We start from the raw sequence: 13877 nt of genomic DNA on the forward strand, positions 1-13877 counted from the left end.
TGTTATAATGTTATTGTCAAGTAATTAATGGCGATTACGGTTTGATTGTATTGGTTGAGCACATCCAAATAATCCAGTTGGATCTCGTAGGCGTTTTCTAAACTTTGGATGTATTGGAAAAAGTCGATTTCCCCGTTTTGAAAGTTTCCAGAGGCCGCTTTCAAAATCTGATCGGAAAGATGACCGCCTTCGTCTTCGTAATAGGAGAGTTCCTTGGCCTGTTGTTCCAATTGCCCCAGAAGGGTTTTGTAGCGTTGGTTCATCGCAATAGTGATTTCGGTATTTTCCATCTCCGTAATCTTGGTCTGGATCTTGGACGATTTCACCTTGCTACTGTGCCCAAAGAAGAAAAGGGGAATACGGACACCCAGCTGAATACCGTAGAGCGATGTTCCCAAGCCCTTGTTGGTCCCTTGAAAATATTCCAGGTTCAGGTCCGGCAGCAATCTATTTTCTTCCAGGCTCTTTTGGGCATTGCTCAACTCTTGTCGCTTGTCCAAAAATGATGCTTCCGTTTCCAACATTCCTTGCGCATTCAACACCTTAAGTTTTTGTGGTTCTTCATCCACAAGCTCCAAGGTGTCTTCAATCTGCACCAAGCTCACAATCTGATTATAGGTGGTGAGTTGTTGCTGTTGTATCTTGGAATAGGTGTTGGCAATTTGCCGTTGTTTGGCCGTGGCTGTCACCTTTTCCAGATAATTGGTCTCCCCGAGTTCAAAACGTCGGGCGGCTGCGTGCGCAAATTTGCTATAAATACTGTCCAGCGAAGCGTAAAGCCTTGCTTTTTGGTTCAAGGTCTGGTATTGGTAATAGGCAATACTCAGGTTTTGGTACAGTTGCTTCTTTTTTATTTCAAACGAAGATTTTTGAAGCTCATAATGCGATTTTTGAAGTCTGTTTTTTGCTCCGTACACCGTAGGAAACTCAAACTGCTGTTGCGCTCCAAAAACCTTGAGCGGTTCCCCGTTCAAGGCTAGGTTGTTCTCATCATACTGGTAATAAATATCCGTTTTATCAAACTCAAAAGCGGTTCCTATGAGGGTTTCCGCCTGATCTACCAGTAAGGATTCGGCTTGGATTCCTTTGTTATTTTCAAGGGAAAGTGCCATTAAATCCTCGAGATTCAATTTAGTTTGCGAAAACCCTGAAACTGAAATCAACAGCAACATAATGGTCAAAGCACTCTTTTTCGCTTTACGGTCTTTTCTTCTTTTTCCCATCCCACTAAACTTAATATGGTGTGAATACGCATATAACACGGGCAAAACCACCAAGGTGAGTAGGGTGGCCGTTACCAATCCGCCGATGACCACTGTGGCCAAAGGTCGTTGTACTTCGGCACCGGCGTTGGTGGATACCGCCATGGGCAAGAAACCTAAAGCTGCTGCGGATGCGGTCAACAACACGGCTCGGAGCCTATCTTTGGTACCTTGTTTGATCAAATCTTCCATGGAGTTGAAATCACTGCCTTTCAGTTCCTTAAAATGTTCAATAAGCACAATGCCATTCAATACCGCAATACCAAAAAGAGCAATAAAGCCCACGCCTGCAGAAATACTAAACGGCATGTCCCGTAGCCAAAGCAAAAGCACACCTCCAACGGCAGATAATGGAATGGCCGAGAAAATAAGCAAGGCTTCTTTAACAGAACCAAAAGCAAAATAGAGCATAATAAAGATGAGCAACAAGGCAATTGGAACGGCAATCAACAATCTGGCTTTTGCATTTTGAAGGTTTTCAAACTGGCCACCGTAAGTGATGATGTAGCCCGGGGGTAGTGTAATGTTTTCATCGACCAATAATTGCACATCGTCGACAACGGATTGAAGGTCACGGTTCCTTACATTGATGCCGACAACGATACGTCTTTGGGTGTCATCACGGGATATTTTGGCGGCCCCTTTTTGATGGGTAATCTCGGCCAATTCGCTCATCGGAATTTTTCCGCCATTGGGGATATCCACATAAAGGTTTCTTAAGTTGGAAATATCTTGACGGTTCTCGGAATCCAAACGAACGGCCAGATCAAACTGTCGCTCGCCCTCGAATACACTGCCTACCACTTTTCCTGCGAATCCCATCGAAATCATTTCGTTGAGGTCGGCTATGTTGAGTCCGTGGCGTGCAATTTTGGAACGATCAAAAGAAACGTTCATCTGGGGCAAGCCTTCCACTTTTTCCACTACAATATCGGAGGCTCCCTCCACATTTTGGATAAGATCTTTGATTTCGTTGGCCTTTTTGTTCAATGTTTCCAAGTTTTCACCAAAAATCTTGATAGCGATGTCCGCCCGGACCCCGGTGATCAATTCATTGAAACGCATTTCAATAGGCTGGGTAAACTCAAGTTCCATGCCTGGGATTACAGCAAGGGCTTCTTTGAACTTATCTGCCAATTCATCCTTGGTTTTGGCCGATACCCATTCATCTTTGGGTTTAAGGGAAATTATCACATCACTTTCTTCCATGGACATGGGATCAGTGGGTACTTCCGCAGCACCTATACGACTTACTACCTGTTTGACCTCGGGAAATTGATCTATTAATATCTGTTCCATTTTTGTGGTGGTTTCCACTGTTTTGGCCAAAGAGGTCCCTGTTTTTAGTACGGGTTGAATCACAAAATCCCCTTCATCCAATGTGGGTACAAATTCCCCTCCCATGGAGGAGAACAGCAAAATGGCTCCTACTAAAAGTGCGGCAGCTACGGAAAGCACGAGCTTTTTACTTTTCAAGGCCCATTCGATGACCGGTTCGTATTGTTTGTTGATCCAGTTGACCAAACGTGTGGAGATACTTTTTGCTGATTCCCTGGATGGTTTTAGGAACAAGGCCGATGCAACGGGCACATAAGTAAAGCACAAAAGGATCGCCCCCAATAGGGCGAAACTGAAGGTCAATGCCATGGGCTTGAACATTTTGCCCTCCACACCGCTTAACGATAGAATAGGAATGAACACAATCAAGATGATAAGCTGCCCGAATACGGCAGAGTTCATCATTTTTGTGGCACCCTTGAGGGTGATGTCATCTTTGATGGATTGTGTTTCGTTCTTGCCCAAATTGGCAATCTCTGTTTTCTTTTGGGTGATTTGGAAAGCAATGTATTCCACAATGATCACGGCTCCGTCGATAATAATTCCAAAATCGATGGCCCCAAGGCTCAATAAGTTGGCATCTACCCCAAAAATATTCATCAGGGTAAGGGCAAACAGCAAACATAGCGGAATAACCGATGCCACTACAAGGCCCGAACGCCAGTTGCCCAAGAGCAGGACCACCACAAAAATGACGATCAAGCAACCCAGGACCAAGTTTTCGGTCACCGTGAAGGTTGTCCGCCCAATGAGTTCGCTACGATCTAAAAACGGATTAATGTAAACGCCTTCGGGCAAGGATTTTGATATGGACGCAACCCGCTCCTTAACGGCTTCGATCACCCGTTTGGAATCTGCATCCTTGAGCATCATAATTTGCCCAAGGACTTTCTCGCCCTCACCGTTGCCGGTTATAGCACCAAAGCGTGGTGCACTGCCAAAACCAACCTTCGCCACATCCTTAATGTAAATAGGGATGCTGTTTCGGGTCGTTACCACTATATTTTCAATATCCTTTAGGCTGCTTACCAACCCTTCACCACGAATAAAATAGGCTTGGTTCACTTTTTCAATATAGCCGCCACCGGTAACGCTATTGTTTTTTTCCAAAGCGGTGAACACTTCTTTGGCGGTAATGTTCAAGGCGTTCAATTTTTGGGTCTGGATAGCTACCTCGTATTGTTTTAGGTGACCGCCCCATGTATTTACTTCAACTACACCGGGAATTCCGGAAAGTTGTCGTTTTACGACCCAATCTTGGATGGTCCTAAGTTCCGTTGAGGTATATAGGTCTTTGTACTTTGGCTTCACATCCAAAATGTATTGATAGATTTCGCCCAAGCCAGTGGTGATCGGCCCCATTTCTGGGGAGCCAAACCCTTCGGGTATACGACTGGATGCTGACTTGATTTTTTCGGCAATGAGTTGTCTGGGCAAATAGGTGCCCATATCGTCTTCGAAGACGATGGTTACGACCGACAATCCAAACTTGGAAACCGAACGGATCTCCTTAACGCCGGGGAGGTTTGCCATTTCCAGCTCTATGGGGTAAGTGACAAACTTCTCCATATCCTGTGTGGAAAGACTGTTGGAAGTGGTCAATACCTGAACTTGGTTGTTGGTGATATCGGGTACGGCGCCGATGGGTATTTGTGATAGTGAGTATAAACCCACAAGGGCTATAGCTGCCGTAAATAGAAGAACAATAAACTTGTTCTTAATACTAAAGTTGATGATTTTTGAAAACATGATTCATAGAAAATAATAGCATTATTAAAGTGGAATAAGGCTTGCGAAAAGTGTTCAGCAAAGCTGAAATACTATGAATTATGCGTGTTTGGGCGGCTGGAAGAGGTTGTCTCCCCAAATGTGGGAGTAAGACATTTGATAGTGGAAATTGCCTTTGGTGGTGACAGGGATTTCGGAGCGAGAATAGATAAAGTCATCGGCTCCGAGGACAAAAACCAAGGGCTGTGCACATTGCGATTGATGCTGAAAGGGCAGTTTTTCGTGCTCTTTTTTCTCCTCTTGGTGTTTTTGGCTGTGTGAGGCTTTTAGTTCCCCGTAGTGTTTGGATACAAAAACCATAAAGTCATCACCATATTCCTCGTTGTGGAATTGGTAGTGCTCAACAAGCTGCCCAAGTTCCGCCAAATCCTTAAAATGAATGTTGGCCCCCTGGAGCAGAATGAGCAAGGATATCCCTATGATAACTATTTTATTCATCCTGACTACGTAAAGTTACGAATATTACGTAGCAGGATAAATAATGGGGTTTAATTTAGAATAAGTCTCATTTTTAAAAACCATAAGGCCCTATTGGGCCTCGATAGTTGAAATTCCATTGTCTTTTAAAATAGCATTTATTCTTGGTAGCTCTTTATCCAATGTGTTGTTCAGTTTTGCCATGTGGCCATCCAGTTCCGTTGTAAGCTCATCGTAAACCACATAAGCTGCATCAGTGGGTCTTGCATCCCCATTCTCAATGCTACGTTGCAATGCATTGAATCTGTTGTTCAATTTAATGGGGAAGTTCAAGGGATCTTGCCCCGATTGGTTCTTGGTTTGATAAAGGTCCTCTTCGATTCCGGTCAAGGTTTCCATAAAATCCTCTGAAAGCTTTTTGAACTTTCTGCTGGAAACGCCTTTGCCCAAACTATCCATTTGTTTGCGGATGCTTCTGATTTGAATCACAGCTTCGTTGGCAATGGTAGCTTTGTCGGTTATTTTGGAAGCCAATTCAAACTGTTTTTGAAGGTCTTCCGCAGTGATTCCTTTCAAGTTTGGATCCATTTCAATTTTAAATGGATAGCTTTTAATGACTTCGTCGCCCACTTTCATTTGCACAGTATAGGAGCCAAGAGGTGCTTTTGGACCTGTTCTGGCCGATGCTCCCCAAATTATGATGCCATCAAAAGTGGTTGGACCAGGGTATCTTAGGTTCCAAGTAAAGGTATTGATACCTTTTGCCGTAGTGGGCTTGGTACTGTTCCCTCGACTCCACCAAGATGCATTGTCGTCCTTTTCATATTTAGGTTGGTTGCCACCAAAAGATTCGATAAGGTTATTGTCTGCATCAAAAATTGAAAAAGTGACCGTATCCACTTGCTCTTCCAAATAGTATTGGAAGTTAGCGTTGTAAATGCCCCTAATCGCATCCGTCGGTTTAAAAAGCACATTTTTTTCACTTTTCAGGTCTTCGGAATATTCCCTAAAGGGTTGGATGTCGTCCAAAATCCAGAATCCTCTACCGTGAGAGCCTAAAACAACATCATTGTCCTTGATCACCAGATCACGGATTGGGGTATCTGGCAAGTTCAATTGAAGGGATTGCCAAACTGCTCCATCATTAATGGAAAAATAAACACCGTGTTCTGTAGCCAAGAATAAAAGGCCTTCTCTCTTGTGGTCTTCACGGATAGCTCTGGCAAAGTGTCCATCCTCTATACCTGTAATGATTTTGGTCCAGGTTTTCCCATAATCGTGTGTTTTGAAAACATAGGGAGCCCTGTCATCCACTTGGTATCTGTTGGCCGCCACATACAAGGTGCCTGGATTGTGGATGGATTCTTCAATAATGCTCACCCTTGAATATTTAGGAAGCTCTTCTGGAGTAATATCTTCCCAGTTTTCACCACCATCCCTTGTGATATGGATTTTTCCATCATCGGAACCGGCCCAAATGGTGTTGATATCGTGATTGGATGGCGCTAAAGCGAACACAGTGGCATAGATTTCAGGTCCGTTCATGTCCATGGTAATCACTCCTCCTGTTTTGCCCAAAGTTTCTGGGTCGGCATAGGTAAGGTCTGGACTTATTTTTTCCCAGGTCTGTCCATCGTTGGTAGTTTTCCAAACGTGTTGGGAACAGGTGTACATTACATTCGGGTCTTTTGGCGCGAACATGATGGGGAAGGTCCATTGCCAACGTTCTGGAAGCGCGCTTGCTGGTTCACCGGAAAAAAATCTTGGATACACTTGAATATCCCTGACCTGACCGTTGCTGCGGTCGTAACGTGTTAAAAGAGCTCCTTGGCTTCCTGCATAAAAAATATCGGGGTTGGTCGGGCTTTGTGTAATCCAACCGCTTTCACCACCACCTACGGCATAATACCATCCGTGATTGGGCCCACGGGCTTGTTTAAAATCCCATCCATCGCTGGGCATGGCCAGGGTAGAGTTATCTTGCTGTGCGCCCACTACATGATATGGGACGTCACTAGTGGCCATCACATGATAAAACTGTGACGTTGGATAATCTTGCTCGGTCCACGTTTTACCTCCGTTGATACTTACTACGCCACCGCCGTCATTCGAATTTATCATTCTGTTCGGATTGTTGGGGTCTATCCACAGGTCGTGGTTGTCGCTATGGGGAGTGTTTATTTTTTCATCAAAAGTTTTTCCTCCATCGGTAGATTTAAAGAATCCTACATTTAGTCCGTACACCACATCTTTGTCTTTGGGGTCGGCATAAATTCTGGAGTAGTAAAAAGCACGTTGTCTCAGTTTGCGTTCGTTGTTGGTCAATTCCCAAGTCTTGCCTGCATCATCAGAACGGAAAACGCCCCCTTCGTTGGCCTCTACAATGGCCCAAACACGGTTGGAATCCGCAGGGGAAACGGTTACCCCAATTTTGCCAATGGGTCCTTTGGGCATTCCCGGGTTTTCGGTAAGATCCGTCCAAGTTTCGCCACCATCGGTAGATTTCCAAAGCTTACTATCTGGGCCACCGCCCCACATTTTCCATGCTTTTCGGTACACTTGCCAGGTACTGGCATAAAGTACATCGGGATCGTTCCGGTCTATGATCAAATCGGCTGCACCGGCCTTATCACTTACATAGAGTACCTTTTTCCACGTTTCGCCACCATCTACAGATTTAAAAACACCACGTTCCTCGTTTTCTCCATACGGGTGGCCCAGTGCAGCAACGTAAACAATATTTTCATCGGTCGGGTCTACTCGAACCCTGGAAATGGCTTGGGTTTCTTCCAGGCCAAGGTGGGTCCATGTTTTACCTCCGTCGGTGGTTTTGTACACACCATCCCCTTGTGTAATGCTACCGCGAAGCTGGGTCTCGCCCATCCCGATATAGACCACATCAGGGTTGGTTTCGGCTACGGCCACAGCTCCCACGGAAGAGCTTGTTATTTGGCCATCGGTGACACATTCCCATGTATTCCCGCCATCAATGGTTTTCCAAAGTCCACCTCCTGTGGCCCCAAAATAATATTCGTTGGGCCTGGATGGGCTTCCGGCGCACCCTAAGGTTCTTCCGCCACGGTCAGGGCCAATATTTCTCCATGTAAAACCGCTGTAAAAACTGGTGTCAACGGTAATAGGGGATGCATTTTGTGCGTAAATAAATAGTGTTGAGAGGAACATGGAAAGTAGCATCCACGTTTTTAATGAGGTTGTTGGTATTCTCATGATGTCAAGGTTGGTTATGAGTAGTTAGAATAAAGCTTCAATTTACTCAAACTTTTTGAATTGGATGTGTATTCCAATTATAGTTCTGGATCATCGTAATTGATTCCGGTTGGATTAAAGAGCTCCCAACGATTCAGGGAATAGTTCCAAGGAGCGAAGGTTTGTACCAATTCTACAAACAAAATCCTGAATTCCTCAATTTCTTTTCGTAACAACTCAAGATACTCGGTATGCTTGAAACCCCACATTTCCAGCCCTGAACAACCGGTCTGGACCTCGCGGGCTGCTTTTCTGATGATAGTGGCGTTTTCCATACGTATTGTATAAAGGTAGCCCTATTTGGACATATAAGCATGGCGTCGTTACGCAGTGGTTCGGCATGGTGACACAACAGGCCCAGTTCTGTTTCTTCGAGAGATGCATACTCCTCTCTTCATCATTTACCAAGGAAGCGATTTTATCGGCCAGGTCAAAAATGTGCCCCCTTTTTTGTAAATGGGCATTTTTTCAAATTCTTCTCGGCTTTTGCCAGGTTCATCGTTGTCTTCGAACAGGTTTTAATGGTTTAGCTGTTGTAAAATTAGTCCGTAATCGTGTTGCAAGTCTTCGTGAAGCAATGGAATTTTTTTATTAATGTACTCCAATTGCCTGTTGTATAAGTTTTTAAGGGTCGTATTCCTGTTGATTGATGGCCGGAAAGATTTCAGTTTCTCACAGAAGTACAGCAACAGTTCCACCTCAGTGGCTTTATTTCCCGAATAGCGGATATACTTTTTGATGGTCCGAAGTATTTTTCGAACACTCTTTTTAATGTAGAAATAACTGTTGATGTTGATGTCGGCGAACATATCATCCACCTCTTCTTTTACGGTTTCGATGTACCCTTCCTCACTTTCGGATTCAAATAGCAAATAGGTGAGGAGTTCCTTATTTTCTTTTTTGAATCGGGCCAATCGCAAACAAAGTTGCATTGTTTCATCTTGCGATTTAAACTTCAGCTCTTTTTTTAGTTGGGCAACGGTGGCAGCCTTCATAATCGACTATCTTAAATAAGAGGCTCCGTTTACATCGATAATGGTACCAGAGGAATAAGCTGCTTCGGATGATGCCAAGAACAAAATGGCATGGGCCACTTCTTCGGGTTGGGCCATTCGTTTAAAGGGGGATTCACGGAGCAGGTTTTCACGTTCGGCGGGGGTAAGGGTCTCTTTGGCCATTTCCGTTTCGGTAAACCCGGGCGCAACAACTCCAACATAAATGTTGTGCGGGGCCAGCTTTTTGGCCAGGGATTGGCTCATGGAATTCAATGCAGCTTTGCTGGCCCCGTAAGCTGGTTTTGTGGGCTCTCCGCGAAAAGCACCACGGGAGGATACGCTCACAATATGTCCGCCTCCTGTTTCCATCATGGCTTTTGCGCCCCAATAACACAAATTGGCAACGGCAAACAAATTGGTCTCAAAGGTTTTTTCCCATGCATTGGTCCAATGGTCAAAATCCACTTTGTCTATTTCGTGGAAAATGGAAATGCCCGCATTGTTCACCAATACATCAAGTTGACCAAATTCTTTTACAAAGTCATTAATCAAGGCTTCGGTTTCTGTCTTTTGTGAAATGTCCCTTTTAAATAGTTGATGCCCTTCACCCGGCAATGCTGCCAAGGTTTGTTGGGCAACTTCATCATTGCTTCTGTAGTTGATGCCTACTTTGGCGCCTTTTTTTGCAAACGCCATGGCGGTTGCTTTTCCGATGCCTCGGGAGGCACCTGTTATCAATACATTTTTTCCTGTGAAATCCATAAAATGATTCTTAATGCTTCAAATATACTAGGATTGTATGTTCTTGACCCTTAAAAAGAATTGAACTACCTTTAAATCTTATCAAATAGCACCTGATTGTAAGAAGATGAGCAAAAGAAAAAGACATTGGTTGTGGAACGTTTTGATAGTGCTTACCATAGTACTTTGTGTTCTCGCTTTTGTGGAACACTATAAAAACTGGCACAAGATCGAAGAGGGCAATCTAAAGATCTTCTCTGGTATCTATTATCAAAAAATACCCTTGACCGAATTGGACAGTGTATTGTTGGTGGACAAGTTGCCCGAAATGGAACGCTCCAGCGGGTTTTCCTGGATGGAAAGGGAAAAAGGGGTTTTCAACGACTCCATTACAAATACCAAAGTATATGTTTTTGTGGATGACCTGTATCAACAAAAGATAAAGGTGGTGCACCACGATTCCCTTAAAATGTACCTGAATCTTAGGGATAGTCTGGAAACCCAAAAATTATATACTATTTTGCAGCGTAATTTGTTGGGTGAAACTGAGCCACCCGAATAATTTCCTAAATAGTCCTGGTTTACCATGAGAATACTCCTTATTGCCCTATTTCTAGCGCCTTGGTCCATATTTTCACAAAATAACATTTCGGTGCATGTGCACAATGTAGCATCCGATAAGGGGCATATAAATGTGGCCGTCTACAATTCGGATGCTACTTTTTTGTCTTTTGATAGAGTATTTAAAGCTGGTAGGGAAGCTGCTCACGAGGGGATTGTACAATTGATGATTGAAGATTTACCTGCGGGCAAATATGCATTGGCGGTTTTCCACGATGAGAACGGAAATGGTAAATTGGATACGAATTGGTTGGGCGTACCCAAAGAAAAAGTAGCTTTTTCCAAAGGGAAAATGAAAACCTTTGGGCCGCCGAAGTATAATGAGTGTGCATTCCAAATCCATTCCGATTACGAAATCGACGTAAAACTTTAAAAGTTAAAAAATGGGAACAATTTTTATGGCCCAGCTTATGGGGGCCTTGTACGGATTTTTGGCTGTGATAATTGGGGCATTTGGAGCCCATGCCCTTAAAAAGAAATTGACTCCCGAACTGCTGCAAAGTTTTGAGACAGGAGTTAAATATCAGATGTACCACGCTATCGTGCTATTGGTCTTGGGCTTTAATCTCAGTTTTGACAAGCCCTTGGATTCTTGGATAGTAAACTGTTTTATTTTTGGAACCTTATTGTTTTCCTTTAGTATTTATGCACTTTGCTTGGGTGCTGCAAAAGGAAACAAACCTCGTTTTTTGGGACCGGTTACCCCGCTGGGAGGTTTGCTTTTGGTCGTGGGCTGGGCCTTGTTGCTTTATTCCTTTGTCTCTAATTTAATTTGATGTCAACTACAACCACAGTTGTCTTGGCCACAGGAATTGGAATTGTTGTTTCCTTTGCTGAAGATTGATTTGGGGAGCAAGAATTTCCAAACCAAATAACCTGCTGCGATGAGTAAAGTTCCGTATGCCAATATTTGTTGAATCATGTTTGTTTTTAAATTAGGATTTGGTAGGCAATCAATGCTACAATATAAGCAAAAGCACTCATAAAGCCCAATTGAATCATAGGCCATTTCCATGAATTGGTTTCTCTTTTTACAATGGCGAGGGTACTCATACATTGCATGGCAAAGGCATAAAACAGCATTAAAGAAATACCCGAGGCCAAGTTGAACAATGGTTTGCCATCTTCGCCCAGTTCTGCTGCCATTCGGTTTTTAATGGTTTCCTCTTCGTCACTCCCAACACTGTAAATGGTGGCCAAAGTACCAACGAATACTTCGCGAGCGGCAAAGGAGGTCAAAACTGCGATGCCAATCTTCCAGTCGTAACCCAAGGGTTTTACTAGGGGTTCAAAAGCCTTTCCCGCCTGTCCAATATAGGAGTGCTCCAACTTATAGCTGGCTATTTCCTGGGCCACGGCCCTTTGGGAAAGCTCTGCGGTGAGCACCTGAACGGAATCTTGTAGGGCATTGGGAGGCAATCCTTTTGCTTCGGAAGATTGTCGGTAGGCTTCTATATTGTTCTTGACATAGTTTTTACTGTAGGTACTCAACCCTTCGTTTTCTATTCGTTCCGTAACAATACGGTCGGCATCCTGAAAATCATCAGAATAACCATTGGACCCCAAAAACCATAATACAATGGAGATGGCCAAAATAATTTTACCTGCTCCCAACACAAAACTCTTGGTCTTTTCAATTACGGTGTAGGCCACATTTTTAAGTAATGGGAGTCGGTAGGTGGGCATTTCCACCATAAAAACAGACCTACTTTTTATTTTAAGAATCTTGTTCAAGACCATTGCGGACAACAGGGCGGTTCCAAATCCGATCAAATAGAGCAGCATTAAAGTCAAAGCCTGATAACTGAGTCCAAGAATGCTGCCTTCGGGGATTACCAGGGCAATTAAAATTAAATATACGGGCAATCTGGCAGAACAGGTGGTAAATGGCGTTACCAAAATGGTAATGAGCCGTTCTTTCCAGTTCTCTATGGTTCTGGTGGCCATAATGGCGGGAATGGCGCATGCGTTTCCAGAAATTAAGGGCACTACGCTTTTTCCGCTCAGCCCAAAAGGACGCATAAGGCGGTCCATTAAAAATACCACGCGGCTCATATATCCTGATTCTTCCAACAGGGAGATAAAGAGGAACAAAAAGGCAATCTGTGGTATAAAAATGACAATACCGCCAATACCGGCTACAATGCCCTCGGCGAGCAAATCTGTAAAAACACCAGGGGGCAATGTGTTTTTGATCCATTCTGCCGCCATTGCAAATTGTTCGTCAATAAAGTCCATGGGGTAGGAGCTCCATTCGAAAATGGCCTGGAAAATGAGCAACAAAATGGCGAAGAAAATTAGGTAACCGAAGACTTTATGTGTAAGAATTTTGTCCAAAGAGGCACGTAAGCCTTTGGCCACCATAAAATCGACCTTATAGGTCTCTTTTAAAATATTGTTGATGAGCTGGTATCGAAGTACGGTTTCCTTATGCTGTAATTTTTTTAGTTCATCCTTGGATTTGGTAGAGAAATCCGTGGCATCTTGAATCCGTTTTTTCTCTATGGGCATGAAGTTCACGTCCTGGGTGATCACCAACCAAAGTTTGTAAAGGTCTTCCTGTGGAAATGTTGTTTTAAGACGTTCAAAGTATTCAGGGGAGATTCTGGTCGGGTCCAAGATAGGTTTGGAAGAAATACTCTTGTAGTCGGCAATGAGTTCCTTGATTTTTTCAATGCCCGTATTTTTTCGCGTACTTACCAAAGCAATTTTGGTGTTCAGCTTTTTTTCCATGGCCTCAACATCCAGCGATATTCCTTTGCGGGACATCCGGTCTGCCATGTTTATGACCAAAATGGTCGGAATCTTAAGGTCTTTTATCTGAGTGAAAAGAAGAAGGTTCCGTTTGAGGTTTTCCACGTCGCTGATAACAACGGCCACATCGGGGTAATCCTTGTCATTCTTGTTGAGCAAAAGCTCTACCACTAGACTTTCATCCAAAGAAGTGGTGTTTAGGCTGTAGGTTCCGGGCAAATCCAAAATATGTGCTTTGACCCCTCTTGGGAGTTTACAGATACCTTCTTTCTTCTCTACGGTGATGCCCGGGTAGTTCCCGACTTTTTGTTTGAGTCCTGTAAGTTGATTAAAAACTGAGGTTTTTCCCGTATTTGGGTTCCCGATAAGGGCTACGTTGATGTTTTTGCTCATTTGGCCTGCGTTTCTTCAATAATATCCAGCTCTATAAGTGCTGCCAAAGACCTTCTTATTGCCAAATGACTTCCGCTGAGGTTAATGTAAATAGGGTCGTTTAAGGGGGCAATTTGTAAAAGCTCCACACTATTTCCTGGAAGACAGCCCAACTCCATTAGTTTTATAGGGAGGATATGTTCGGTAAAATCCTTGATTATGCCCTTTTGTCCATATCGTAAATCTGCTACGGTCGCCACAGTTCTTATTTAGAATAAATTTAATTAAGGGCAAAAATAAGTAAAAAAGGTAAATTACAAGG

General features: G+C 43.7%; 11 protein-coding genes. 3 read left to right on the forward strand and 8 right to left on the reverse strand.

All coding sequences use genetic code 11. The features are described 5' to 3' along the window. Positions 1 to 2: 2 nt before the first annotated feature. The 6 genes from VM932_RS01580 to VM932_RS01605 form a co-directional block, all read right to left on the reverse strand. A complete protein-coding gene (locus VM932_RS01580) occupies positions 3 to 4349 on the reverse strand; it encodes a CusA/CzcA family heavy metal efflux RND transporter (RefSeq protein WP_326276833.1) in 4347 nt (1448 codons plus the stop codon). A 78-nt stretch (positions 4350 to 4427) separates the two neighbouring features. Beyond that, positions 4428 to 4826, reverse strand: coding sequence for a hypothetical protein (locus VM932_RS01585; protein WP_326276834.1), 399 nt, complete (start codon positions 4824 to 4826; stop codon positions 4428 to 4430). A 90-nt stretch (positions 4827 to 4916) separates the two neighbouring features. Beyond that, positions 4917 to 8033, reverse strand: coding sequence for a VPS10 domain-containing protein (locus VM932_RS01590; RefSeq protein ID WP_326276835.1), 3117 nt, complete (start codon positions 8031 to 8033; stop codon positions 4917 to 4919). A gap of 77 nt (positions 8034 to 8110) precedes the next feature. Beyond that, positions 8111 to 8347: a hypothetical protein gene (locus VM932_RS01595; protein WP_326276836.1), complete on the reverse strand. Its 237-nt coding sequence runs from the start codon at positions 8345 to 8347 to the stop codon at positions 8111 to 8113. Positions 8348 to 8590: 243 nt separating this feature from the next. Continuing rightward, positions 8591 to 9067, reverse strand: coding sequence for a hypothetical protein (locus VM932_RS01600; RefSeq protein WP_326276837.1), 477 nt, complete (start codon positions 9065 to 9067; stop codon positions 8591 to 8593). Between the two features lie 6 nt (positions 9068 to 9073). Next, positions 9074 to 9829: an SDR family NAD(P)-dependent oxidoreductase gene (locus VM932_RS01605; RefSeq protein ID WP_326276838.1), complete on the reverse strand. Its 756-nt coding sequence runs from the start codon at positions 9827 to 9829 to the stop codon at positions 9074 to 9076. A 106-nt stretch (positions 9830 to 9935) separates the two neighbouring features. Here VM932_RS01605 and VM932_RS01610 point away from each other — a divergent pair, with 106 nt between their 5' ends. Genes VM932_RS01610 through VM932_RS01620 form a run of 3 tightly spaced genes read left to right on the forward strand, consistent with a single transcriptional unit; the run spans position 9936 to position 11205 of the window. Then, entirely contained in the window at positions 9936 to 10370 is a 435-nt protein-coding gene (locus tag VM932_RS01610) for a hypothetical protein (protein WP_326276839.1), read from the forward strand. Between the two features lie 24 nt (positions 10371 to 10394). Then, on the forward strand, positions 10395 to 10802 hold the full coding sequence (locus tag VM932_RS01615) for a DUF2141 domain-containing protein (RefSeq protein ID WP_326276840.1): 408 nt from the start codon (positions 10395 to 10397) through the stop codon (positions 10800 to 10802). 10 nt (positions 10803 to 10812) lie between these two features. Then, positions 10813 to 11205: a DUF423 domain-containing protein gene (locus tag VM932_RS01620; RefSeq protein ID WP_293166697.1), complete on the forward strand. Its 393-nt coding sequence runs from the start codon at positions 10813 to 10815 to the stop codon at positions 11203 to 11205. Positions 11206 to 11359: 154 nt separating this feature from the next. On the opposite strand, the gene feoB is transcribed toward VM932_RS01620, so the two are convergent. Both feoB and VM932_RS01630 read right to left on the reverse strand, forming a co-directional pair. Beyond that, on the reverse strand, positions 11360 to 13576 hold the full coding sequence (gene feoB, locus VM932_RS01625; protein WP_326276841.1) for a ferrous iron transport protein B: 2217 nt from the start codon (positions 13574 to 13576) through the stop codon (positions 11360 to 11362). Beyond that, positions 13573 to 13815 carry a FeoA family protein gene (locus VM932_RS01630; RefSeq protein WP_163624109.1) on the reverse strand — a complete coding sequence of 81 codons (243 nt, stop codon included), beginning with the start codon at positions 13813 to 13815 and terminating at the stop codon, positions 13573 to 13575. The genes feoB and VM932_RS01630 overlap by 4 nt, the downstream gene beginning before the upstream one ends. Positions 13816 to 13877: the final 62 nt, after the last annotated feature.

It is taken from the genome of Flagellimonas halotolerans (assembly GCF_035818535.1).
GTDB classification, from domain to species: domain Bacteria; phylum Bacteroidota; class Bacteroidia; order Flavobacteriales; family Flavobacteriaceae; genus Flagellimonas; species Flagellimonas halotolerans.